Raw genomic sequence first — 23,734 nt, 5'->3', positions numbered from 1 at the left:
GAAAAAAATGTGCCTCAAATTTTAAGACTGAGATGTGCGTATTTAAATAATGACATCAAGCTAGGTGTTTCTACTTAGTCAAAAAGTGGGATGCTCCCGTAGACGACTTCATCGCCGAAGCAACTCCCGAAGACAAAATCGAAGTAATTCGCAAGCAACAAGCCGAAGGTAAATTAGTAGCAATGACGGGAGACGGAACCAACGACGCACCCGCCCTAGCCCAAGCAAACGTAGGTTTGGCGATGAATTCCGGAACCCAAGCGGCGAAGGAAGCTGCAAACATGGTGGACTTAGATTCTGACCCCACAAAACTGATTGACTTAGTGACAATTGGCAAACAATTGCTAATTACTCGCGGCGCGCTGACTACGTTTTCGCTAGCCAACGACATCGCCAAATACTTCGCAATTATTCCCGCAATGTTTGCTCCCGTCGGCGCTTTAAACATCATGGGTTTAGCCAGCGGTCAATCGGCGGTTTTGTCAGCATTAGTTTACAATGCTTTGATTATTCCCGCTTTGATTCCCCTGGCACTAACTGGTGTCAAATTTAGACCACTAAGTGCCAATCAACTGTTGCAGCGGAACATTTTAATCTACGGATTGGGCGGAGCAGTTGCGCCGTTTATCGCCATCAAAATTATTGATGTTTTCATTGCTGCGATCGGGTTAGCATAAAAAACTTCGACTACCGATTCGCAGGGCGGATGTAACGGATGACTCTTCCCGGCTCTGCCTGGGAACGCATATCCAGAGGCTATGCCTCGATTTTCCCACAAAAAATCTAAGAGAAAGACAGATATTTAGTTCCCAACAAAGGAGAATTCATGAAACGGAATGATTTGCTGAATGATGTTTTACCCAGAGACTTTCAAGAAACAATTGAGTTAGCGAAAATGCTGCGATCGCGCCACCCAATCCCGGTGCAGCTATTTCTGGTAATGTGCTTTAACTTGATAATTGCACCCGCGGTTTATGCGGCTGCGGATGAAGGTTTGACCAAAAAAGCGGCGTGGGGTTTAAGTCTTTTGGGTTTAGTAATTATTGGGCTAGCAGTTTATTTGTTTGTCGTGATTTTTCAGCCAGAAAGATTTTAGGCATTTCCATTGTCAACCTTAGAAACCGGGTTTTTTACCGAATCTGGCGGCTAAACCAAATATTTTCGCAAAAATCCGGTTTCGGGCATCCAGTTTTTCATGACATCCGTTACACAATCCGTTACACAATCCGTTGCCGAACTTCCTTCATTGAGGTCATGTATGAGAGAATTAATCAGAGCTATTCGCGTTACTTTAGTTTTGTGGGGAATCACAGCGATTATTTATCCCTTAATCCTGCTCGCAATCGGTCAACTTGCTTTCAATTCCCAAGCAAACGGCAGTTTAATTACCAACCAAGGAGTTGTAGTCGGCTCATCGTTAATCGGTCAGTCTTTCGGCTCGGATAAATATTTTTGGGGTCGCCCCAGTACCACAAATTACAGCAGCTTTGCGGCAATAGATTACGACCCCACAAAGGCAGAAAATTTAAGTCAGAGAACGGGCGTTTCGGGAGCGAGCAATCTTGCTCCTAGCAACTCGGATCTGGTGAAGCGAGGTAATGAAAAAGATGGTTTTCAGGGGGTAGAAGTTGAGTTGGCTCGCCTCAATTTAGTTGGTATCAAACCGACTGCGGATTTAGTTTACACTTCCGGTTCTAGCCTCGACCCGCACATTAGCGTAGAATCAGCTCGATCGCAAATTGAACGGGTAGCAAAAGTGCGATCGGTCAATCTCAATCAAGTCGAAATGTTAGTAGCCAAAAATACAGATAGCAGATTTCTCGGTATTTTCGGCGAACCGGGAGTTAACGTCCTCAAACTAAATGTGGCTCTCGACGGTTTATAATACTCTGTGGTCAGTAGTCAGCAGTCAGTAGTGAATAGTCATTAGTCATTAGTCATTAGTCAGGTAGGGGCGGTGCCCCATGCCCGCCCTCTTAGTAGTCATTGGTAATCGGTAATTGACTGTCAACCGTCAACCGTCAACTGTCAACTGTCAACTATCAACTGCCAACTGTCAACTGTCAACTGTCAACTGTCAACTGTCAACTGCGATGATTCACTCTAGCGAACTCAGTAACAATTCCGACGCAATTTACGCCCAACCAAATCGCGGTTACGATCGCCCTCACCGCCGGGGAAAGCACAAAATCTTTATCGGAATGGCCCCCGGTGTCGGCAAAACTTTCCGAATGCTGGAAGAAGGGCACAGACTCAAATCTGAAGGCATTGATGTCGCCGTTGGACTGTTAGAAACTCACGGGCGGAAAGAGACAGCAGCTAAAGGCGAAGGACTAGAAATAGTCCCGCGAAAAGAAATGCTGCACGGCGAAAAAGCACTTACCGAAATGGATACTGAAGCCCTAATAGTACGCCGCCCTCAACTAGCATTAGTAGACGAACTGGCTCATACAAACGTTCCCGGTTCTCTGCGAGAAAAACGATATCAAGATGTCGAAGAAATTCTGAAAGCAGGGATAGATGTTTTCTCTACCCTCAACATTCAACACATAGAAAGTCTCAACGATTTAGTAGCGAGAATTACGGGAGTTGTAGTGCGAGAGCGAGTACCCGATCGCATTCTCGAAGAAGCTGACGAAATAGTCGTTATTGATGTCACGCCCGAAACCTTAGAAGAACGGTTGCGAGAAGGCAAAATCTACGCTCCTGAAAAAATAGAACAATCTTTAAAAAACTTTTTCCAGCGCCGTCATTTAATCGCATTGCGAGAACTGGCGCTGCGGGAGGTAGCAGATAGTGTTGAAGACGATGCAGCAACTTTAAAAGGTCAATCTTGCAACATTCACGAACGAGTTTTAGTATGCGTATCGACTTTTCCTAATTCCTTGCAACTGCTGCGGCGGGGTGCAAGGCTGGCGAACTACATGAATGCCCCATTTTATGCTTTGTTTGTGGATGCTCCCGATCGCTTCTTAACAAAATCCGAAAGCTTGCACGTTGAAACTTGCCAGAAGCTTTGCCAAGAATTTAACGGCCAATTTCTGCGGGTGGAAAGTCCGAATATCGCACAAGCAATTTCTGAGGTAGCTAAACAGTATCGGATTACTCAAATTGTGATCGGCGAAAGCCAGCAATCACGCTGGAAATTGCTGTTTCGGGGTTCTTTGACTCAACAGTTAGTGCGATCGCTCAAACACGTAGATTTGCACATCATCTCTACGGAAAAAAGTCGGTAGTTATTGGGCATGGGGCATGGGGCATAGGGCATAGGGCATAGGGCATAGGGCATTTGTCTTAGGTTTGGTGTTTGTTGTTGTTTCTAATAACTAATAACTCATAACTAATAACTCATAAATATAACTTTCGGAGGATAGCAGGCTCTAGCTTTCGGCGGATGTGCCAGAAGCTTTTATCTGTCAAGATTGCACTTGTTAAAGCTGATTAAAAGTGCGATCGCTATGGTAGATCATTACATTCTAAATTTGCTAGTGATTGGCATCCTCCTGCTCACCGTCACCTTGGGCTCCGGATGGATTTCGCGATTGCCGGTATCTTATGCCTTAATTTATCTAATTGTCGGTATCGGATTGGGGCCCTACGGCGTCAAGCTGGTTGAATTGCGCCCCGAAGCTCAATTTTTAGAAAGACTCACAGAATTTGTAGTTCTTGTTTCTCTGTTCAGTTGCGGCTTAAAAATGAATCGCCCGCTACAACTTTGGGCCTGGAATTCCACCGCGCGGCTGCTCGGTTTTTTAATGCCGATTTCGATTTTTGCTGTTGCTGCGATCGCTCATTGGTTTGTGAAATTAGATTGGGGCCCTGCCATTTTACTAGGAGCAATTCTGGCACCCACAGATCCAGTTTTAGCCTCAGAAGTTCAGATAGCTGATATAGAAGATCGCGATGAATTGCGCTTTGGCTTAACATCGGAAGGTGGATTAAACGATGCTTTAGCTTTTCCCTTTGTTTATTTTGGCATTTATGCGCTAAAAGATAACAATTGGCCGAACTGGTTTTCGCAGTGGGTAGCTATTGACTTGCTTTGGGCGGGTTCCGCAGGTATCGTCATGGGCATTTTAGTAGCCAAAGCCGTCACTTGGATCGATCGCCGATTGCAACGCTACAGGCCCGCCGACGAACTAATGGAAGATTTCATCGCTCTCAGCACAATTCTGCTCACATATTCCCTCACCGAAGTAGTCAACGGCTACGGATTCCTCGCAGTTTTTGTAGCAGGAATTGTAGTGCAGCGCAGTTACCGCGACCCCGAAAAACCGCTTTCCCAACTGCACTTTACTGAGCGCATAGAAAAGTTAATGGAAGTAGGAACAATTTTAATATTGGGTTCCATGTTGCGCCTAGAAGCTCTCGTTGCACATGGAAGCTACGCCCTTTTAATAGCTGGATTGTTAATCTTTTTGATTCGGCCTGTGGGAGCTTGGATTAGTACGATTGGCAGTCGCTTGCATCCCGCCAGTCGCTGGCTCTGCGGTTGGTTCGGCATTCGCGGCGTCGGTTCAATCTATTATCTTACCTATGCTTTCGGTCACGGTTTGAAAGGCGAAACTGCCGAGAAAATTGCCTGGATTACTTTTACTACGATCGTAATTTCTGTGATTGTGCACGGCATTAGCGCCACCCCGTTAATGAACTGGTACGAGCGGCGAATTAAACCTAAAGTACCGGATTTAATTTAATTCACAGGACTAACACACCAAGCAGATGAAACTGGTTCTTAGTGAGGACTTCAGTCCTCAAAAATCAGGACTAAAGTCCTCACTACGAACCAGTTTTATTAAAGGATACAGGAGATGATCGAAGTCCTAACCAACTAATTTTCTCTGTATTCTCGGAGCAACTAAGCGGAGCATCATTGCTGCAACTAGCAACACTGTCAAAGGTAAATATACGATCGCCGATTTAACAATCTTGATACCGAATTCAAAGGTAAAAGCCAGCCAGAAATAGTGCATTCCAGCATTGTGTAGAATCTTCCAGGCCCGTTGACCGATCCATGCTGCCGATCGCTCAAAAGATGTTACAGTCATTGCAAACAGGAACACGTAGCCCAAGATCCCCAGAGGGTCAAACCCGGGCGACGCGCCAGAAGTGGCCCACCACAAGCCAGTCCAGGCGATCGCGTGATACGTATGCGACACAGCCATCGATAGCCCCAAATAGCGGCGATTTTTTAACAGCCACTGTGTAAATATATTGGGCCACAGCCTGCGAAGTGACGAAGCCACAAAAGCACATAGAAATAAGATACACGAAGTACGAGCAGTTGCTCGAATCGCCAACCGCATCGCTGTCTCATCAACACCGTAAATCAGCCAAATCACAGCAAGCATAATCCCAATTGTCAGCGCCGAAAAACCAACAATGCTCCATCCTTCCACAGCAAATTTACTACCTTTCATCCGTGATGAATCCTTACAATAAATTCTCATATCCTGTCCGATCGAACACCATGAAAAAATTGGTTCGTAGTGAGGACTTTAGTCCGCATCAAAGAGAGGGCTAAAGTCCTCACTACGAACCAAACCTTATGATTGCCAGTAATTAACAGGACACGAACTCAGTACATACTAAATTTAGCGATCGCCCGTGGCCGCTGTCTTGCCAAATCTTCCCAAAAATGTCCTAATCTTCCCAACCTTCAAAGCGCATCTCTATAAGCCTTTGGAGTAGTTTTAACCTGTTGGCGAAACACTCTGGTAAAATGACTTTGACTTTGAAATCCGACTTGGTGGCAGATTTCTACAAGTGTCAACTCCCGCAGCCGAAGCAACTGCTTTGCTCTCTCAATGCGGCATTTCATCACATACTGATGGGGTGTAAATCCTGTAGATTGCTTGAACAAACTTGCAAAATAATGCGGACTAATCTGCACAGCACTGCTCAGATTTTCCAAACTCAAATTACCATCCAAATTTTGCTCAATATAATTGAATACTTGCCTTAGTTGATACTTGCACAACCCGCCCGTATAGTTTTTAATTTCAGGAGTAAAAGAACAATAACGCCTCAGCAAATGCACAGCAAGCGCTGTTGCCATTGACTCTGCATACAGGCGACTGTCTGCGCCTCCGGCTGCTAATTCTTGCTTCAAAGCCAGCGCCATATGCTGAATTAACGGATCGCGTAGATGCAACTGCGGCACCAACTCAATTTTATCTGCATCCACAGAGTCAAAAGCAGCGCGCGCCAGCATTTCAGGGGCGAGAAACAGCTCAATTAATGGAACTTCGCGATCGACAAATGTTCTCGGAATAGTTTGAGTAGCAGGAATAATCGCAATATCGCCGCTGGCGTAATCTACCTCTTGCAAACTTCCATTCAACATAAAACTCGCCCGAAAATCATTTTCAGCGATGAGAATAAAGTGGTGTTCTAAATCAGTTTCCGGCATTTCGTCAGCAGGTTCTAGCTCATAAATCAGATTCAAACCATTCCATCCCAATTCAAAGCTAGAAAGGAGGTGCAAATGCGGTGCAGGTTCATTATCAGACACAGCGAGTCTCGACTTCGAGCGACAAAAACGGTTTGTAGTGAGGACTTTAGTCCGCAGATTTAGAGGACTAAAGTCCGAACAGTCGGGTGCATCTGGTTTTTGAAGAGGGCGAAGCATGACCGCATATAAGTTATTAGTTATAATCTCATATTGATTGCGGTCATGCTTCGCCCCTACACGCATATTTGCTTGCAGATGCACGCCTTACTATCGAACTAATATTATTGCGATGCGATTGGTTTCACCCCAATTAATAAAGCGAGTTCCCGCCACTTCCAATAACAGTCTACATCGTCAAAACCAATTTCTCTAAACCAGCGCAGTTGTGTTTCCACATCCAGCAATTTATTAGAAGGATCTTCACCCTCTTTGCTGATACCGAGTGCCTCTCGAAACTTCTCATGCAAAGCCTCTGTTGGGGACGCTACGTGCTCCAAATTGCAAAAAATGCCTCCGGGTTCCAAAAGCTCGAAAATCTCGGCGTAAAGCGAACGTTTGCGATCGTCCTCTACGTGATGGATGGCAAAACTAGAAACGATCGCATCAAACTTGCCCAAATCCGGCAGAGGTGCGTCAAAATTGTGCTCGATTACCGTGACAGTATTGTCATCAGCAAAGCGAATGCGGGCTTTTTCCAGCATAGTTGGCGAAAAGTCGATCGCCACAGATGCAACATTCGGGCGATCGCACTTCAGCAAACCCAACAACCGCCCATCACCCGTACCCACATCCAGAATCCGTTTGACATCTTTCGGCACTTCCTCCAACAAAACCGCCTCACCCTCAGTGCGGTGAGGAATACCATCAGCCTTAGCAAGATACCACAAAGCGTGTTCCGCAGAACTCCAAAGATTAACTTGACTCATAAACAGTTGACAGTTGACAGTTGACAGTTGACAGTTGACAGATGAGTGCGAGGTTTTTAAGACGGGGATTTAAACCTCTCCATAAAAACAATCCGCCCGCACCTGAAGGGGGCTAATAACCCTTGATATTTAGTAAATCTCGCCGTTTTTATGCGTAAAAATCCAACCATTATCGCCCGCTTTCGCGATTAAGTCATCATCGGGATAACTTGCTGAATCATCAGGAGTGCGATCGCCAATTTCCAGATAAACAACATCAGCATTCGAGCGATTCACCAAATGATGCCCGTCAGCATCTCCAGCCGGAAAACCCGCCGCCATACCCGATTTTAGCAATTGCTCACCCAAATTTGTAATCAGAGTAACTTCCCCTTCCAGAACATAGACTAACTCATCTTGACGAGAGTGCCAATGTCGAAGAGCAGAGCAACTTCCCGGCGCCAACCTCACCAAATTTACCCCAAAATTCTGCAAACCCGCAGCATCACCCAAGCGTTTTTTAACTCTTCCCGCAACAGCAGATTTAAATTGCTGAGGATAATTTGAGCCTGTACTTTCTGGGACATTATTAGGATGAATAATCATACAAAACTCCTTCTCTTCTTTCTCTTCCTTCGCGTTTTTCGCGCCTTCGCGGTTCATTTCTCTATTCCAAAGGTTTCAAAGTAGTAGGATTTTCACGAATCGGTTTAACAAAACGGCTGTTCGCCCGCACAAAACAATTACCCTTATCCGTGGAAATCGGCAACCAAGGCTTACCCTGAGAGTCAGCAATCATAATTTGATTAGCATTATTTCCAGTCACCGCTTGCAAGCGCTGTCCCCGCCGAAAAGTGGTCACCACAGGCCACTGCGAAACATTATGTTTATTTTTTTCAAATAACTCATCTGGTGCATCAAGAGCATCTACAGAAACAGATCTAAATCGCTGAGCCATCCGGCAATTTAACCCTTGAGAATCCGAGTCAACAACCACCCAATTCACCTGCCTGTTGCCCCGCTGTCTCGCCAGCAGCCCCGTATAATCTCCTTGCTGATTAGCAACAGGTAAAGCCAAGGCTAAATGAGCCCCCGCTCCTAAAATCCAAGTTACTGCCAGAGAGAAAATTCTGATTTCTGCTTTCATTGATACAAAAAATCCTTAAATTCAGATTAATTACAATCGTAGCAAGCTCTCCTGGCGATCGTCCAAGTGCTAATTGCTGAAACCCTTGCTTCCCTTGGACTTCTGTCAACCGTCAACTGACAACCGTCACAACCGTCAACTGTCAATTCATTAAGAATGTGTTATAAATATTGAGATTCATTAAGAAATATTGCTCAAATGCTCCTTTCCCCCTCTGGCGCCAGCAAACTCAAAGAATCCTTAAAAGAAAAAGTATTCTTCGGGAATGAGCCAACCCCGGAACTCATAGCCATCTTACTGATTTATTTCGTCCAAGGCATCCTCGGACTAGCCCGCTTAGCCGTCAGCTTCTTCCTCAAAGACGAACTCGGCATGACTCCCGCCGAAGTCTCAGCCATGCTGGGCGTCGTCGCCATACCTTGGATTATCAAACCCTTGTTCGGCTTCATGTCCGACGGGTTGCCCATATTCGGCTACCGCAGACGGCCTTATATCGTCCTCTCGGGGCTGTTGGGAACGGCAGCATGGGTGGGGATGGCCACAGTCGTACACACGCCCTTAGCGGCCACAGGGGCGATCGCCCTAAGTTCCGTTTCACTAGCCGTCAGCGACGTAATCGCCGACTCCCTAGTAGTAGAAAGAGCGAGAAAGGAAACAGTTAGCGACGCCGGTTCCCTGCAATCCTTGTCTTGGGGCGCATCAGCCATTGGCGGACTAATTACCGCTTACCTCAGCGGTTCCCTGCTGCAACACTTCAGCACCCACACCATCTTTTTAATCACTGCATCTTTCCCGCTAATCGTATCAACAACAGCCTGGTTAATTACCGAAGAAAAAGTCAACAAAAGAACCGACTTTGAAACAGTAAAAAACCAACTCAAACAACTGCGGCAAGCTGTTGCCGAAAAAACAATTTGGTTGCCCACCGCCTTTCTATTTCTGTGGCAATCCACACCAAGCTCGGACTCCGCCTTCTTCTTTTTTAGCACCAACGAATTAGGCTTTCAGCCAGAATTTCTCGGACGAGTGCGCCTCGTCACCAGCATAGCCGCCCTCGTTGGCATTTGGCTGTTTCAGCGCTACCTCAAAGCAATTCCATTTCGAGTCATTTTCGGCTGGTCAACAGTCATTGCAAGTGCCTTGGGCATGACTACATTATTATTAGTAACTCATGCCAACCGAGCATTAGGAATTGACGACCAATGGTTCAGCATCGGAGACAGCCTGATCCTGACAGTAATCGGACAAATTGCTTATATGCCCGTGCTGGTACTATCAGCGCGGTTGTGTCCTCCAGGCGTCGAAGCAACCTTATTTGCAGTGCTGATGTCTGTCACCAATTTAGCAGGAATTATTTCCTACGAAGGCGGTGCAATTTTGACACACTGGCTCGGAATTACCGATCGCAATTTCGACAACCTCTGGCTGCTAGTAGTCATCGCCAACCTCTCCACACTGCTACCCCTCCCCTTCTTAAACTGGCTCCCGGCAGAAAGTACAGAAAGCGGCGATCCAAACTACCAACAATCTCTCCCAGTATTAGAACCCGAACTGGGCTGTGCAAAACCGGGCGGACAGCATTTCATGCCCGAATACTTTCCCGACTTAGTACCGACATCAATTCCCGAAACCCGCACCGTAGAAAGCAAATGAAGGAAGAAAGAAGAAAGAAGAAGGAAGAAGGAAGAAGGAAGAAAATAGACTGCGAATATCTTGATAGTTTTCTTTCTGCTATTTTTCTCTCCTTTATTTCTTTCTTTCTCTCTGCGCTCTCTGCGCCCTCTGCGGTTAAATCAATAAAAGCTTATTCTACCAATGCAAAACTTACAAACTTCCCCAGCCAAAACAGTAGCCCCAAACTTATCATACGATCGCAAAGACTGGCAGCGTGGCTACGAATCCCAACCCAACGAAGCCGACTACTGGATTGACAACATCGAAGGCGAAATCCCAGAAGGCTTACAAGGCACATTCTTTCGTAACGGGCCCGGATTATTGGATGTCAACGGATCGCGCATCCACCACCCCTTTGACGGCGACGGCATGATTTGTGCGATCGCAATTTCAGAAAAACGCGCCCACTTCCGCAACCGATTCGTGCACACCGAAGGCTACCTCGCCGAACAAAAAGCCGGAAAAATCCTGCACCGAGGCGTATTCGGCACACAGAAACCCGGAGGCTGGTTAGCCAACATCTTTGATGTCAAAATCAAAAACATCGCCAACACCAACATCATTTATTGGGGTGACAAACTGCTAGCACTCTGGGAAGCAGCACAGCCCTACAGACTCGACCCCCGCAGCCTAGAAACCCTCGGATTAGACACCCTAGACGGGATTTTACAACCCGGTGAAGCCTTCGCCGCCCACCCCAGAATTGAAAAAGGCAAAAATGGAGCCGGAGACAGATTAGTCAACTTTTCCGTCAAGCCCGGTTTGTCAAGTACAATCACCATTTACGAACTCGACGAAAGCGGCAAACTTTTACAAAAACACGCCCACGCAATCCCGGGTTTTGCCTTCCTGCACGACATGGTAATTACCGAGAATTACTGCATATTCTTCCAAAATCCTGTCAGCTTCAATCCCCTACTTTTCCTGTTAGGATTTCGGAGTGCAGCGCAGTGCATTAAATTTTCGCCAAACAAGCCCACCCAGGCAATTTTAATTCCGCGCAACGGCACTGACGAGGTAAAAATATTAGAAACCGAACCTTGTTTTGTGTTCCACCACTGCAACGCCTGGGAAGAAAACGGCGAAGTTTTTGTAGATTCAGTTTGCTACGAATCATTTCCCACTGTCGAACATGACGGCGATTTTCTGGAGATTGATTTTGACACCATTCCAGCGGGCGAGTTGTGGCGGTTCAAGTTAAATCTGCAAGACAAAACCGTGCAGCATCAAGTTGTGGAAACTCGGTGTTGCGAGTTTCCGACTTTGCATCCGAATAATGTCGGACAACCTTACCGATATCTTTATATCGGCGCCGCTGACTCTGCCACTGGGAATGCTCCTTTGCAAGCTATTCTTAAAATAGATTTCCACACGGGTGAAAGGCAAGTTTGGAGTGTCGCGCCGCGCGGCTTTGCTGGTGAACCAGTTTTTGTTCCCCGTGATTCAGCCGTCTCGCCTGAGGCTGCAAGGGCTGAAGATGACGGTTGGCTGCTGGTTTTGATGTATGATGCGGCTAATCATCGATCGACCTTAGCGATTCTAGATGCCCGCGACATCACCAAAGGCCCCCTAGCGCGCCTGCATTTAAAACAGCACATTCCCTACGGTTTGCACGGCAGCTTTACACCAAACGTACTGCTTCCCGAGAACTAAGATAAAATAGGTTTGTAGTGAGGACTTTAGTCCGCATCCGTCAGAGGACTAAAGTCCTCACTACGAACCTTTTGTATTGCGGGGAATACTAACAACAAGTCAATACATAAAATATCCCTAATTAATGCAAACTGTCAACAAATCAAATATCAAAAAAATACTTATTTTAATTTGCAGCCTCGCCGTAAGTTTGGCAATTATCTTATCTATTTACTCTCACAATGCTAATGCCCAAGAGCCTTACAGCCCCTCTCCAGATACCGCTGTAGCCCCCAAAGGCTTGGTTGAGGTCAAAATGACCGTAATTGGCGTAGACCCGATTAAAAACGAATTAGAAACCCGCTTGCAGTTCGAGCTTAAAGGTATTTATAAAAAAGGGCCGACTTACCCAGCTCAAGACTTGTTAATGACAGTTAACGGCGCGAATGTAGAAGATTCGGAAATTAGCTTTAAAGAAGGCAAACCGATGATTGTCCCGGCATTAAAGTTTAACTTAGTCAAGGGAAAAATCAACAATTATCCGTTTGACACGCACATTGCTAAAGTAGCTATTTCAATTGACCCGCTGGCTTCAATTGGCAAACAGTTTGCTCCCTTCCAACTAAATCCTGTGCCGCTGGAATTTAAATTTAATGCCGATGTTCCCGGCTTCGATATCAGTTATAAGCCGATGGAAGAGAATTCATCTATATTTATTTATATCGATGTTTCTGCCACGCGATCGATTCCGGTAAAATTCTTTTCCTTGGTGATTATTGTGATCATGTGGGTGCTGTCAATCATGGCGCTGTTGCTAGCATTAAAGGTGATGAAATCGGGTAAGTTACCGGAAGTCGGAATGTTGAGTTGGACAGGTGTGATGCTGTTTGCTTTTCCCGGTATTCGCAACTCTCAACCGGGAGTTCCGCCAGTGGGAACTGCTAGCGATTTCCTGTCATTTTTTTGGACGGAAATGATTGTTGTGGTAGCGTTGGTGATTATCGGTAGCTGTTGGTTGAAACGCTATCATCCGCCCATTGATGATTAATATCATTTATAAAAAATATGGCTGCAAAAAAAAATTGGCTTGTTTCCATGCACCCTAAGTATCAGGTGCGTCGCTGTGAGATTGTCGATTGGATTTAGGGATTTTTTATGGCGACGCACCCTACAAATACTAATGACTACGGCTTGTTTCCTCAACTCTCTTTGTCAGGTGCGTCGCTGTGAGATTGTCTGTCAAATTTAGAGATTGTTAAGGGCGACACACCCTACAGCTACTTCTTTCCTTCTTCCTTCTTCCTTCCTTCTTCCTTCTTCCTTCTTCCTTCTTCCTTCTGCTCAATTTTTCACCTGCAAATTTTCAATATCCTTAGCGGGTACTCCCAAACCGCGCAATATAGTAAAAGCAATGATTCGATATCCCGACGGATTCGGGTGAACTCCATCGGCTGCTAACAAATTTAGAGTTTTTCCGGCGTGTTTTTGATAGGTGCCGATCACTTCCCGAAAAGGCGCATTCAAATCGATAAACAAGCACTGATTTTGCTTGGCAATTTCTCGCATCGCCACAACATATTCTTGCAACCTGCGATTTTCTGGGCCGTCTAGAATCTCGCGAATCGGAGTAGGAGAAAGCAGCACGACTCGAATTCCTGCGGCTTTTGCTGCCAGTACCATTTGAGTTATTTTGTCTATATATTCTGCCAGCGGTAATCCCGCAGCTAAGTTGCCTTGGGGATGAAACTGAAGCTTTTGGAAGTCGAAGAAAGCGTGCCAAACGTCGTTAACTCCGGCGTTGATCGTGACTAAATCTGGCTTTTTGTCGATCGCATCTTTCTGAAAACGCGCCTGCATATCACTCGCCTTGTTACCGGAGATTCCCGCGTTGACGATCTCGATTTTGCGATCGGGATACAGGGCATTTAGATAGCGTTGCAGCAGCCAAACGTAACCTCCTGGGTATTTCGCCGCTTCGGTGATGCTGTCGCCCACAGTCACAATTCTGCGCTTCCCGGCGAGCACGTTTTGGATTTCGGGCGGCGGCGATGCTTCGGATACAGGTTCTTTAAACACGGGAATTAAGGAGTGAGGAATGTTGAACGCGATAACAGCAGCAATTACGGCGAGGACAAGTCTGATTAACACTTGCTTCAGCGGGGATTTGGGACGGGGCGATCGCACATTTGGAGACATGACACAGTTTTTGAGGAAAAGTTTAAGTTTTGAGCTTGGGATTTCCGGGCAAGATTTTCAGTGATTAAGAATATCCTAACAGTCTTGGCAGTTGCTATATAATTATATTAAGGGCTTTTTTGACACTCCTGATGTGAACGCGGGGGGCTTCCACGAATGGATCTGTAAGCCTGTAAAGTTTCAAATTAAATTGATGCTTGAGGAAATCCTATGCTGAAGTTACAATAGTTATTAAAGTCCAAGGGCGAGGATATCCTGGCGGTGGCGCTGCGACATCGGGCGTTTAATGTATGGGTGTTTGGTTCGGTGGCGCGGGGTGTTGTCGATGAGAGTAGTGATATTGACCTTTTGGTGGATTATAACGGAATAAGGATTAAGCCGTTTGATTAAGGATTGGGTTTTGGTGGAGGCGAAATATTTCGTTGATTTTAGTTTAAAGGAGGCTGTATGATGACTGTACAAGAAATTATTGCTCAGGTCGAAAGTTTATCAATAGAAGATCAGGATCAGTTGTTTGAGCTAATCCGCAAGCGACGGATTGAAAATCGGAGGGATGAAATTTTGGCTAATGCTCAGGAAGTGATGGAAGCTTTTAAGAATGGGACAGCAAAGAGAGGAAGTGTTGATGATTTGATCGCAGATTTACTAGGAGATGATGATGGAAGTTGTCTGGAGTAGTGGATTTAATCGATCTTTTAGGAAGATCGTACAGAAAAATCCACAATTAAAGGATCAAATTACTAAGGTGTTAAAGCTACTGGCAGATGATCCATTTACGCCATCTTTGAAGTCTCAGAAGTTAGGAGGGGACTTAGCCGGATTATGGTCTTGTTCTGTTGCATATGATTGCAGAATAATTTTTAATTTTTCTGAAGATGAGGAATTGTTAGAAATGGTGATTCTCTTAGTTGATATTGAAAGCCATGATGAGGTTTATTAATATGTAGCTGCGCCTTGACTTTATGCCCTACGGCTTCAAGCCCCTTGATTTCGATTACGATAGAAATAGGACTTACCCATTTCAAAGTAATTCTTTTTTTGGCCTATGAGTTCCGACCTAGTTCCCCTCTTGCCCAAAGTATCACTCGATCGCCGCGCCGGTGCCTTCTGCATCGATGCGATCGCCGTTTGGATACCCAGTTTGATTCTCGGCACCAATCCGATCGCCCAAACCTTTCTTTTTGTCCTGCTGTGGATGATAATGCGCGTAGCCATCGTCAGGAAAAACCAAGGTCAAAGTCTCGGGCGCTGGGCCCTGGACATGAAAATTTTCGATCCTAGATTCCAACGGACTCCCGGAGTGCAAGAATTGTGCAAGCGCGAGGCATTGCTGGGCTTTTGCGCCGCCCTAGCCTTCGCAGGTGTAGGTGGGCTCACCTCCACTAACGCGGGCGTCTTGCTGCTGATGTTACCACTGGCGATCGACTGTAGCGTTGCTTTCACCGACGCAGAAAGGTTTCCCCAAGCTTTTCACGATCGACTCGGTAGGACGATCGTCATCGGAACCAAGCGCGGCTACTCGCTTGACATCAAAGTCAGAAGATTGCTTGACCAAGTGCAGACAAATGTGAGACGATAATAAATTGTGTTTAAATTAGTCGAAATTTATTTAGAATTATGGCTAAAGGCGTCCGCATCATAATTACTCTAGAGTGTACTGAGTGCCGAACAAACGCGAGCAAACGCTCCAAAGGCGTGTCTCGGTACACCACGACCAAGAACCGTCGCAACACGACGGCACGGCTGGAACTCAAAAAGTTCTGCCCCCACTGCAACAAGCACACTACTCACAAAGAGATCAAGTAGGGAATGGGGCATGGGGCATGGGGAATGGGGCATGGGGCATGGGGAATGAGTAGTATTTAAGGATTAATGGCTAATAGTTTCTACTATCGCAGTCATTTAAGAATCTTTTAAGAATTACTGATTACCGATTGCCAATTACCAATGACCAATGACCGATTACCAATGACCAATGACCAATGACCAATGACAGATTACCAATTACCAAAGAACCATGACTTACTTTCGCCGGCGCGTTTCGCCAATCAAACCAGGAGACCCGATCGACTATAAAGATGTCGATTTGCTCAAAAAATACGTCACAGAACGCGGTAAAATCTTGCCCCGCCGGATTACCGGTTTGACGGCAAAACAACAGCGCGACCTGACCCGCAGCATCAAAAGAGCAAGAATTGTAGCTTTGATGCCCTTCGTAAACCAAGAAGGCTAATTGGATTTTGGATTTTAGATTTTAGATTTTGGACAAAAATAGGACTTACGCGAAAACAACGTCTTTTTGTCGCAAGCGATGGTAGCTAATAGCTGGCAATATTTGGTATTGAGTCGCTGGTGCGTAAGTCTTAATCAAAATCTCAAAAGTTAAAAATTAAAGCACAAAAAGCAGAACTTTTTAGATGTTAGTTTTGACAATTGATTTAAAAAATGTAAACATCCAAAATCTAAAATCGGAAGCAAAGAAACTCGATAAGTGGCAACTGTAAAAATCCAAAATCTCAAAAATAAAGCGGGCAAGTGGAGAAGGGAACGTTAGTAGAATTTAGAGTGCACGGCGACCGCCGCCTGGCCGTTGCCGATCGCCCTGACGGCAAGAAAAACTGGGTAGTGGTAGACGAAAACGGTCAACCGCACAGCATTCCGCCAAAACAAATCAGCTATGAAGCAGTCGGAGAAACTTACAAACCCTCCGACATTTCCAAATTTCTTAAAGAAGTAGAAGCTTACTCAGATCCGTCGAGTCTAGAAGTAGCTTGGGAACTTCTAGTGGGCGACGGAGAAAATACAGATCCAGAAGCCCTGGCTATGCTGCTATTTTCCGATCGCACTCCGGCGCAGTGTTATGCAGCTTATTGTTTGCTGTCCACAGATAAACTGTATTTTAAACAAAAGGGCGATCGCTACGAACCGCGACCAGTTGCCCAAGTAGCCGAAATCAAACACCAGCAAGAAGTAGAACAGCACCGACACCAAGAATCCCAAGGATTTTGGGATCGAGTTAAACGGCGGCTGGCTGGGGAAAATAATGTAGATTGGGCAACTAGCGATCGAACTCGCCTCGATGCCCTAGAACGCTTTGCTACCCTCGGAGAAGAAGCAACTCACCGCACGCCGGCCTTAGAAACTTTAGCCAGCTTACAACGTCCCGAAAACCCCGAAGCAGCATTTCAACTCCTAGTCGATCTCGGCCTGTGGAGTCCCCACGAAAACCTGTTTTTGCGGCGAAGCCAAATTCCCCTACAACTATCGGCAAAGGTATTAGAAGTAGCGCAAAGCTGCCTAGAAGAACCCTCAACCGACTCAGACACAGATCGTCTCGATTTAACTCACCTCAAGGTTTACACGATCGACGACGAAAGCACTACGGAAATCGACGACGGACTCAGCCTAGAATTCCTCGAAAACGGCCAGCAGCGTCTGTGGATACACATAGCAGATCCGACCCGCTTGCTTTCCCCCGGAGACGAACTCGACCTCGAAGCCAGAAAGCGCACCACTACAGTGTATCTGCCCACGGGCATGATCCCCATGTTTCCCCCAGCTTTGGCAACCGGGCCGATGAGTTTAATTCAAGGTAAAGAGTGCAGCGCCCTCAGCTTTAGTGTCACCTTAGATGAAATCGGCGCGGCCCAAGATTACAGCATCCATATCAGCAAGATCAAACCCACCTATCGCTTAACCTACGATGACGTAGACGAAATGCTGGAGTTGGGAATTGAAGCAGAACCGGAAATAAGCGCGATCGCCTCGGCGGCCAAACTGCGTCAAAAATGGCGCGAAGCCCAAGGCGCCATCAGCATTTTCATGCCCGAATCCGTCATCAAAGTCCACGGCGACGAAATCAAAATCCACGTCATCGACGACTCCACAGCCAGATTGCTAGTAGCAGAAATGATGATTTTAGCTGGCGAAGTCGCCGCCCGCTACGGTCAAACTCACAGCCTGCCCATACCCTACCGCTATCAGCCGCAGCCGGAACTCCCCCCAGAGGAAGAACTGCTGGCCGTGCCCGCTGGCCCAGCCCGCGCTTGCGCTGTACGTCGCTGTATGCCCCGCAGCGAAATGGGTCTGACCCCCGGACGCCACGCAGGTTTAGGTTTGGAATCCTACACTCAAGTTACTTCCCCGATCCGCCGCTATACCGACTTGCTGACTCACTTCCAAATTAAAGCCCACCTGCGGGGCGAACCACTGCCTTTTTCCGCCCAAGAAATACAGGATATTGTGATGTGTCTCGGTACCGCAGTTAGAGAAGCCTCTACCGTGGAACGCCAAACAAACCGTTATTGGGGATTGGAATATTTGCGGCGCAATCCTGATGAGGTTTGGGAAGCTTTGATGCTGCGCTGGTTGAGGGAAGATAGCAATCTGGCTTTGATTTTGTTGGAAGAGTTGGGTTTGGAGTTGGCGATGCGATTTGGTCGATCGGTCGAAATTGGCGATCGGCTAGAAGTCAAAGTCACTCACTGCGATCCGCGATCGGACGTGATTAACTTCCAAGAGATGATTTTTGAAGCAGCACAATAGGATTTTAGATTTTAGATTTTAGATTTTAGATTTTGGATTGCCAAAATCTTACTGACAGGAATTGTGCGTTTGCGGCTATAAACCAATAAGCTTAAGTTAGCAATCTCATTGAAGTGGGTTTTGTTTCTCTAGGGGCGGTTGCAAGCGCCGTCTTATATCATGTCGAGTCGATTACCATCACAAAAACCGTTTGTTTGTAGTGCGGACTAAAGTCCGCTTTCAGGCTGCGGACTAAAGTCCGCACGCGCGATCGAATCTGATTGCGGTAAATCGATCGCACATGATTAACTAAGGAACTAAAATTTAATAACTTACACTCTTAAAAGTGGGATGGGCCAGAAGATCCCGTTCTTTCTGGACGGGCGGGACGCTGTTGTGCATTTAAACTGTATGTCAAGAAATAATTCAAGTCTTGTGGGATGGGCTTCTAGCCCGTCCCGAATATGCAATTGAAATGCACGACAGCTTATTTAATTCTCATTCCTAAAATCAAAAATTTAAAATCGCCAAATGCCCAATTCTATAAACCAAGTTCAGCCACCGCTGGAATTCATACCCCCAGCCTACAACCCCCTCATCGTCAATGGTTGTCAGCAAATACTCCCCTGGTGGCTGCGATTTAAGACAAATATCAGCCACATTCAAGCCGAAAACGTCGAAACCCTCGCCGAACTCTTCCACCAATTTCAAAATCAAAAAGTTCGCTTCTTACTCGCCTTCCGCCATCCCAACTCCGACGATCCCTACTGTTTGGGACAACTAATTTGGAAACTCGTTCCCCAGGCGGCGCGCGCCAAAGGCATTCCCCTGCAATTCCCGGTACATTCCCACTTTATCTACGATCGCGGAATTCCTCTGTGGGCCGGTTCTAGCGTCGGCTGGCTATATTCTCGCCTCGGCGGTACTCCGATTGTGCGCGGCAAGATCGATCGCGCTGGATTGCGATCGGCCCGCGATTTATTCGCCAACAGCCAATTTCCCATCGCCGCCGCCCCAGAAGGCGCCACCAACGGTCACAATGAAATAGTTAGCCCCCTGGAACCGGGAATCGCTCAAATGGGCTTCTGGTGCGTTGAAGACTTGCTAAAAGCCGGACGTACTGATGAAAAAGTGTTGATTGTGCCGATCGGCATTCAATACCGCTATGTCAATCCACCTTGGGAACCCTTAGAAAAACTTTTAACTCAATTAGAAATAGATTGCGGACTTCCAGCCTTAGAACCCACCGAGATTGCTAAATTAGAGGCAGAAAATCTCGCTCCCGCAGACCAGCATCACAAATTCCAATATCTGCGCCTGATTCGAGTTGGCAACCATTTACTAACAGTAATGGAACAGTTTTACGCCCGTTTTTATCATCGAAATTTACAGTTAAAAACATCTTCTTTGACATTAATACCGCTGCCCGAAACAACGACAAACGATTCGGAAAATGAAGCGATGATTCCTCGACTGACAGCACTGTTAGACGTAGGCTTGCAAGTAGCAGAAGAATATTTTAACTTGAAGCCCAAAGGCAGTTTGATAGACCGCTGCCGCCGTCTGGAACAAGCAGGCTGGGACTATATTTATCGAGAAGATATCAAAGATATTGCAGGACTTTGTGCCTTAGAAAGAGGATTAGCCGATCGCCTCGCTGAAGAAGCAAGTCTGCGGATGTGGCACATGAGACTTGTCGAAAGTTTCGTCTCAGTCACGGGCAGATACGTCCAAGAAAAGCTCACAGCAGAACGTTTGGCAGAAACAACTTTACTGCTGTGGGACGTACTGACTCGCATCAAAGGCGGAAATCCTTTCGGCCGCCCTTCTTTGGGCAAACAGCAGGTGCAAATGACCGTGGGCGAACCGATATCAGTCGGCGATCGCTGGGAGGGATATCAAAGCAGCCGCAGGGTAGCAGTTGCCGAACTCACTCAAGACTTGCAATCCGCTTTAGAAGGAATGATTAAATCTTAATTAGTCCGAATCTGCAATTAGGAATAGGGAAGTAGGAAGAGAGACGCAGGAAGAGAGAAGCAAAAATAAGGATGATATAGCAACCGCCACATAGGTTAGGACATAAATCATGTCATGAATAGATCCTATAACCCTTTAGCATAAACGGTTTGATTCTCGTACTACGTAACTGTCAACTGTCAACTGTCAACTGTCAACTGTCAACTGCTATATATTGCCTTTGGGTTGCCACTCTATTTTTAATTCGTGCAGCAAACAACTTGTTATAAACTTGGGGAAGATGTATAATAAGTAACTAAGTATCAGTGCCGGTTAATCACTGATAATAAAGTTGTTTTCGTTCGGCGTTTTAAGATTTTGAGGGCTGCCGTCCTCAGTACAAACTTAATTAGAATTATTTAACCGGACTCGATCTAACAATAAGCGCTCGATAATGAACCAACAAAAATAACCGATGAATAACAAACCTATCGATTTATCTACTAACTCAATTAAAGTAAAACTGCTGAATCATTTAGCGCAAGAATTGCTCACCCCGCTCACTTCTGTCCTCGGCATGGCAAGCGTATTGAACCAAGAAATTTACGGCCCCTTAACGAGCAAGCAAAAAGAATATATCGACGTGATCCAAGACAGCAGCCGATCTTTGCGATCGCTAGTTGAAGAAATTTTGGAACTGGCAGATCTAGACGATACCGCTTTCACATTGAAGCGAACCGCAGTTGATATAGAAACTTTGTCTCAGCAAGTTGTGACAACCCTGTCGCCAGCAGCCTCTAGACGAGAGCAAGAAATTAACTTGTCAATGGGGCCCGGGCCGCGCATCTGGCTGGCCGATAAGGATAAAGTTCAGCAAATGCTGCACCACTTAATTTTTAGCATTATTCAATCGGCTGGGGCAGGCAGCGTGATTCGAGTCCACGTTTCTCGGAAACAAGACGGTATCAATATCGGAGTTTGGGTTTTTCATCCTTGGTTGGGTGAAAGTTTGCCCCATGCTAAACTCTACTCCGACTACTTGTTGAAGGTCGGAGCCGATCGCGGTGCGCGATCGAACTCCGAAACCGACTCCCTGGAATTTGAACCGCCACTTCCGTCACAGACACAGGCTTCGCAGCGATTAACGCTGGCGTTTTCTGAGTTGGCGGCTTTGGTGGCCGAGAATGCTGCGGATACGGCACCTGTGTTAGCTGGTTACGGCGCTAGGGAACGCTTGGGGCTGCTGCTTTGCTGCCAGTTGGTGGAAATTCAAGGCGGCAAACTCTCGATTCAAGGCACTCCAGAATCTGGATATCGCTACGCGCTCTGGCTCCCCTGTACCAATGCTACCGAGTTGTTGGAAAGATGAAGTCAGTTGACAGTTGACAGTTGACAGTTGACAGTTGTTATTGGTTACTTGTTATTGGTTACTTGTTACTTGTTATTAGTTATTTGTTGTTATTACAGCCAATAACGAACAACGAATAACGAATAACGAACAACGAATAACGAATAACGAATAACGAATAACGAATAACGAATTTAAAGAAATGAATTCAGTTTGGCAACAGTTAACTCTGGCAAATTTGTCGCTCTCTCAGTGGCAAAGTGGCAGTTATTTATTGAATTTGGCGATCGGCTCTTTGCGCGGTTGGCGGCAGAGTAGCTGGCTGATGCAGTGGGCCGAGCCCCTGGGTTTTGTTTTGCTCGCCTTGACGTTCGGTATGGGCCCATTTGTAAACAACGCCCTGGTGGGTGTGTTGATGGCTGCTGCCGCTGCGTTTTGGGTGCTGCTGACTGTTTCGGACGATCGCGCGATCGCCCTCACACCCATTCACTTGCTGGTACTTTTGTACTGGGGCATTGCTACCGTCGCCACAGCAATGTCGCCGGTGAAAGCCGCCGCTTTTACAGGCTGGACGAAGCTAACGCTGTATTTGCTATTTTTTGCACTGATGGCGCGGATATTGCGAGATTCCCGTTTGCGATCGTGGTTAATAGCCGTATATCTTAATGTTGCTTTAATTGTCAGTTTCTACGGCGTGCGGCAGTGGATTGATAAAGTGCCACCATTAGCTACTTGGAACGATCCGACTTCTACTCAAGCCGATGTCACCCGAGTTTACAGTTTTTTGGGCAATCCCAACTTGCTCGGTTCCTATTTGCTACCAGCCATTGCCTTGAGCGCCGCCGCACTTTTTGTGTGGCAAGGATGGGGAACCAAACTTTTAGCGTTGACGATGCTGGTAGTGAATTGCGCGTGTTTGCGCTACACCGACAGTCGCGGTGCTTGGATCGGTTTTGTGGCTGTGCTGGTGGTGTTTTTAGTCCTGCTTTGGTACTGGTACAGCCCTTTAATGCCTAGGTTCTGGCGCACTTGGGCGCTGCCGTTAGGGTTAGGAGGTTTGGCTGGAGCGTTAATTTTGGGAGTAGCTTTGGTGCCAGCCTTGCGCGATCGAGTTTCGAGTATGTTTGTCGGCCGCGGCGACAGCAGCAACAATTTTCGGATTAATGTTTGGACGGCGGTGATTGACATGATTCGCGATCGGCCAATCCTCGGCATTGGGCCCGGAAATACTGCTTTTAATAAAGTTTATCCGCTTTATATGAAGCCAAAATTCACTGCTTTGAGCGCTTATTCTGTGCTGCTAGAAATTGCCGTCGAAACTGGTTTTATCGGTTTAATGTGTTTCCTGTGGCTGATGACTGTTACCGTCAATCAAGGTTTGTTGCAGATCAAAAAATTGCGCGACGCACAATTTAACAGCTCTCATTTAGAGGAAGAATCCCCAAATCTCAAATCAAATCAGGGGTTTTGGTTGATTGGGGCGATCGCCACTTTAACTGGTATGATGGCTCACGGTTTTGTCGATACAGTTTGGTATCGGCCGGAAGTTAATATGCTTTGGTGGTTGATGGTGGCGATTATTGCTAGTTTTTATAGCAATTCTCAGCAGCAGCAAGATTCAGGTTTGACACAGGGCGAGTAGAATAGCGATCGGAAAAATCAGGTACCCCTGGGTAATCACCGAAAAGCTTGCGGTTCAAAAATCGAACTTATAAAAGTAATGGCGGGGTTTTATCCCCGCCCGGTAAGGATTCCAGTTCCCAAAAAGCAGACAGCTTTCCTAAAGCTGCAAGCGATGATTTGACACTCTCCGACCTGAAGGTGCGGAGATTCTTAAGAAGCTTTGACACTCTTAAATACGCTGTCAAGACACATCTAGACGTTCAAAACAACTACCT

At 46.4% G+C, this 23,734-nt stretch carries 23 protein-coding genes and 1 pseudogene; 18 read left to right on the top strand and 6 right to left on the bottom strand.

All coding sequences use genetic code 11. From position 1 onward, the window contains the following. Positions 1-89: 89 nt before the first annotated feature. From JGK07_RS26765 to JGK07_RS26745, 5 genes and pseudogenes are all read left to right on the top strand, one after another. A pseudogene (locus JGK07_RS26765) lies at positions 90-677 on the top strand (HAD-IC family P-type ATPase); the annotation flags it as partial. Between the two features lie 149 nt (positions 678-826). Next, entirely contained in the window at positions 827-1,096 is a 270-nt protein-coding gene (gene kdpF / locus JGK07_RS26760; RefSeq protein ID WP_293182768.1) for a K(+)-transporting ATPase subunit F, read from the top strand. A gap of 162 nt (positions 1,097-1,258) precedes the next feature. Continuing rightward, positions 1,259-1,885, top strand: a complete 627-nt coding sequence (gene kdpC / locus JGK07_RS26755; RefSeq protein WP_293182770.1) for a K(+)-transporting ATPase subunit C — start codon at positions 1,259-1,261, stop codon at positions 1,883-1,885. Between the two features lie 208 nt (positions 1,886-2,093). Beyond that, positions 2,094-3,236: a universal stress protein gene (locus JGK07_RS26750; RefSeq protein ID WP_293182816.1), complete on the top strand. Its 1,143-nt coding sequence runs from the start codon at positions 2,094-2,096 to the stop codon at positions 3,234-3,236. 192 nt (positions 3,237-3,428) lie between these two features. Beyond that, complete coding sequence (locus tag JGK07_RS26745) at positions 3,429-4,697, top strand: sodium:proton antiporter (protein WP_366038864.1); 1,269 nt, start codon at positions 3,429-3,431, stop codon at positions 4,695-4,697. A 126-nt stretch (positions 4,698-4,823) separates the two neighbouring features. Here the strand turns inward: JGK07_RS26745 and JGK07_RS26740 are convergent, their stop codons facing one another. The 5 genes from JGK07_RS26740 to JGK07_RS26720 all read right to left on the bottom strand — a co-directional run bounded on the left by JGK07_RS26740 (position 4,824) and on the right by JGK07_RS26720 (position 8,506). Next, positions 4,824-5,420, bottom strand: a complete 597-nt coding sequence (locus JGK07_RS26740) for a ferric reductase-like transmembrane domain-containing protein (protein WP_293182772.1) — start codon at positions 5,418-5,420, stop codon at positions 4,824-4,826. Between the two features lie 239 nt (positions 5,421-5,659). Next, entirely contained in the window at positions 5,660-6,514 is an 855-nt protein-coding gene (locus tag JGK07_RS26735; protein ID WP_293182774.1) for an AraC family transcriptional regulator, read from the bottom strand. A gap of 221 nt (positions 6,515-6,735) precedes the next feature. Next, complete coding sequence (locus JGK07_RS26730; protein ID WP_293196254.1) at positions 6,736-7,380, bottom strand: class I SAM-dependent methyltransferase; 645 nt, start codon at positions 7,378-7,380, stop codon at positions 6,736-6,738. A gap of 129 nt (positions 7,381-7,509) precedes the next feature. Then, complete coding sequence (locus JGK07_RS26725) at positions 7,510-8,022, bottom strand: cupin domain-containing protein (RefSeq protein ID WP_293191898.1); 513 nt, start codon at positions 8,020-8,022, stop codon at positions 7,510-7,512. Positions 8,023-8,026: 4 nt separating this feature from the next. After that, the gene (locus JGK07_RS26720) at positions 8,027-8,506 is read right to left on the bottom strand and encodes a hypothetical protein (RefSeq protein ID WP_293182780.1); all 480 of its coding nucleotides are present in this window, start codon (positions 8,504-8,506) and stop codon (positions 8,027-8,029) included. Between the two features lie 198 nt (positions 8,507-8,704). On the opposite strand from JGK07_RS26720, the gene JGK07_RS26715 reads away from it, so the two are divergent. The 3 genes from JGK07_RS26715 to JGK07_RS26705 all read left to right on the top strand — a co-directional run bounded on the left by JGK07_RS26715 (position 8,705) and on the right by JGK07_RS26705 (position 12,860). Next, positions 8,705-10,159: a folate/biopterin family MFS transporter gene (locus tag JGK07_RS26715; RefSeq protein WP_293243207.1), complete on the top strand. Its 1,455-nt coding sequence runs from the start codon at positions 8,705-8,707 to the stop codon at positions 10,157-10,159. 162 nt (positions 10,160-10,321) lie between these two features. Then, positions 10,322-11,833, top strand: coding sequence for a carotenoid oxygenase family protein (locus tag JGK07_RS26710; protein ID WP_293243210.1), 1,512 nt, complete (start codon positions 10,322-10,324; stop codon positions 11,831-11,833). A gap of 124 nt (positions 11,834-11,957) precedes the next feature. Further along, positions 11,958-12,860 carry a DUF4436 family protein gene (locus JGK07_RS26705; RefSeq protein ID WP_293225490.1) on the top strand — a complete coding sequence of 301 codons (903 nt, stop codon included), beginning with the start codon at positions 11,958-11,960 and terminating at the stop codon, positions 12,858-12,860. A 293-nt stretch (positions 12,861-13,153) separates the two neighbouring features. Here the strand turns inward: JGK07_RS26705 and JGK07_RS26700 are convergent, their stop codons facing one another. Further along, the gene (locus tag JGK07_RS26700) at positions 13,154-14,008 is read right to left on the bottom strand and encodes an SGNH/GDSL hydrolase family protein (RefSeq protein ID WP_293243213.1); all 855 of its coding nucleotides are present in this window, start codon (positions 14,006-14,008) and stop codon (positions 13,154-13,156) included. 261 nt (positions 14,009-14,269) lie between these two features. On the opposite strand from JGK07_RS26700, the gene JGK07_RS33290 reads away from it, so the two are divergent. From JGK07_RS33290 to JGK07_RS26655, 10 genes are all read left to right on the top strand, one after another. Continuing rightward, positions 14,270-14,398 (top strand): nucleotidyltransferase domain-containing protein, encoded by a 129-nt coding sequence (locus JGK07_RS33290; protein WP_363319198.1) that lies wholly within the window; start codon positions 14,270-14,272, stop codon positions 14,396-14,398. A gap of 57 nt (positions 14,399-14,455) precedes the next feature. Further along, on the top strand, positions 14,456-14,686 hold the full coding sequence (locus JGK07_RS26695) for a hypothetical protein (protein ID WP_293191909.1): 231 nt from the start codon (positions 14,456-14,458) through the stop codon (positions 14,684-14,686). Beyond that, on the top strand, positions 14,661-14,948 hold the full coding sequence (locus JGK07_RS26690; RefSeq protein ID WP_293191911.1) for a type II toxin-antitoxin system mRNA interferase toxin, RelE/StbE family: 288 nt from the start codon (positions 14,661-14,663) through the stop codon (positions 14,946-14,948). The genes JGK07_RS26695 and JGK07_RS26690 overlap by 26 nt, the downstream gene beginning before the upstream one ends. 105 nt (positions 14,949-15,053) lie before the next feature. Continuing rightward, the gene (locus JGK07_RS26685) at positions 15,054-15,587 is read left to right on the top strand and encodes an RDD family protein (RefSeq protein WP_293203341.1); all 534 of its coding nucleotides are present in this window, start codon (positions 15,054-15,056) and stop codon (positions 15,585-15,587) included. A gap of 38 nt (positions 15,588-15,625) precedes the next feature. Next, entirely contained in the window at positions 15,626-15,814 is a 189-nt protein-coding gene (gene rpmG, locus JGK07_RS26680; protein WP_293182798.1) for a 50S ribosomal protein L33, read from the top strand. A 211-nt stretch (positions 15,815-16,025) separates the two neighbouring features. Continuing rightward, a complete protein-coding gene (gene rpsR, locus JGK07_RS26675) occupies positions 16,026-16,241 on the top strand; it encodes a 30S ribosomal protein S18 (RefSeq protein ID WP_006631377.1) in 216 nt (71 codons plus the stop codon). Between the two features lie 302 nt (positions 16,242-16,543). Continuing rightward, a complete protein-coding gene (locus JGK07_RS26670; protein ID WP_293182800.1) occupies positions 16,544-18,553 on the top strand; it encodes a ribonuclease catalytic domain-containing protein in 2,010 nt (669 codons plus the stop codon). 510 nt (positions 18,554-19,063) lie between these two features. Further along, entirely contained in the window at positions 19,064-20,509 is a 1,446-nt protein-coding gene (locus JGK07_RS26665) for a 1-acyl-sn-glycerol-3-phosphate acyltransferase (RefSeq protein WP_293196262.1), read from the top strand. Between the two features lie 454 nt (positions 20,510-20,963). Next, entirely contained in the window at positions 20,964-21,857 is an 894-nt protein-coding gene (locus tag JGK07_RS26660; protein ID WP_293182804.1) for a histidine kinase dimerization/phospho-acceptor domain-containing protein, read from the top strand. Positions 21,858-22,038: 181 nt separating this feature from the next. Beyond that, positions 22,039-23,478 (top strand): IctB family putative bicarbonate transporter, encoded by a 1,440-nt coding sequence (locus tag JGK07_RS26655; RefSeq protein WP_293243216.1) that lies wholly within the window; start codon positions 22,039-22,041, stop codon positions 23,476-23,478. The last annotated feature ends 256 nt before the right edge of the window (positions 23,479-23,734 follow it).

The organism is Microcoleus sp. PH2017_24_DOB_U_A, from assembly GCF_020738205.1.
In the GTDB taxonomy this organism is placed as follows: Bacteria; Cyanobacteriota; Cyanobacteriia; order Cyanobacteriales; family Microcoleaceae; genus Microcoleus.
Note: the sequence above shows the minus strand (reverse complement) of the source record. Positions and strands in the feature narration are given on the sequence as shown.

Bases quoted from the DNA above. Each gene is read 5' to 3' on its own strand.
- JGK07_RS26710 (WP_293243210.1), top strand. From the start codon at position 10,322: ATGCAAAACTTACAAACTTCCCCAGCCAAAACAGTAGCCCCAAACTTA.
- JGK07_RS26685 (WP_293203341.1), top strand. From the start codon at position 15,054: ATGAGTTCCGACCTAGTTCCCCTCTTGCCCAAAGTATCACTCGATCGC.
- JGK07_RS26750 (WP_293182816.1), top strand. From the start codon at position 2,094: ATGATTCACTCTAGCGAACTCAGTAACAATTCCGACGCAATTTACGCC.
- JGK07_RS26700 (WP_293243213.1), bottom strand. From the start codon at position 14,008: ATGTCTCCAAATGTGCGATCGCCCCGTCCCAAATCCCCGCTGAAGCAA.
- kdpF (WP_293182768.1), top strand. From the start codon at position 827: ATGAAACGGAATGATTTGCTGAATGATGTTTTACCCAGAGACTTTCAA.
- JGK07_RS26705 (WP_293225490.1), top strand. From the start codon at position 11,958: ATGCAAACTGTCAACAAATCAAATATCAAAAAAATACTTATTTTAATT.
- JGK07_RS26730 (WP_293196254.1), bottom strand. From the start codon at position 7,380: ATGAGTCAAGTTAATCTTTGGAGTTCTGCGGAACACGCTTTGTGGTAT.
- JGK07_RS26720 (WP_293182780.1), bottom strand. From the start codon at position 8,506: ATGAAAGCAGAAATCAGAATTTTCTCTCTGGCAGTAACTTGGATTTTA.
- JGK07_RS26655 (WP_293243216.1), top strand. From the start codon at position 22,039: ATGAATTCAGTTTGGCAACAGTTAACTCTGGCAAATTTGTCGCTCTCT.
- JGK07_RS26740 (WP_293182772.1), bottom strand. From the start codon at position 5,420: ATGAAAGGTAGTAAATTTGCTGTGGAAGGATGGAGCATTGTTGGTTTT.
- rpsR (WP_006631377.1), top strand. From the start codon at position 16,026: ATGACTTACTTTCGCCGGCGCGTTTCGCCAATCAAACCAGGAGACCCG.
- JGK07_RS26660 (WP_293182804.1), top strand. From the start codon at position 20,964: ATGAATAACAAACCTATCGATTTATCTACTAACTCAATTAAAGTAAAA.
- JGK07_RS26690 (WP_293191911.1), top strand. From the start codon at position 14,661: ATGATGATGGAAGTTGTCTGGAGTAGTGGATTTAATCGATCTTTTAGG.
- kdpC (WP_293182770.1), top strand. From the start codon at position 1,259: ATGAGAGAATTAATCAGAGCTATTCGCGTTACTTTAGTTTTGTGGGGA.
- JGK07_RS26665 (WP_293196262.1), top strand. From the start codon at position 19,064: ATGCCCAATTCTATAAACCAAGTTCAGCCACCGCTGGAATTCATACCC.
- JGK07_RS26695 (WP_293191909.1), top strand. From the start codon at position 14,456: ATGATGACTGTACAAGAAATTATTGCTCAGGTCGAAAGTTTATCAATA.
- rpmG (WP_293182798.1), top strand. From the start codon at position 15,626: ATGGCTAAAGGCGTCCGCATCATAATTACTCTAGAGTGTACTGAGTGC.
- JGK07_RS26715 (WP_293243207.1), top strand. From the start codon at position 8,705: ATGCTCCTTTCCCCCTCTGGCGCCAGCAAACTCAAAGAATCCTTAAAA.
- JGK07_RS26725 (WP_293191898.1), bottom strand. From the start codon at position 8,022: ATGAACCGCGAAGGCGCGAAAAACGCGAAGGAAGAGAAAGAAGAGAAG.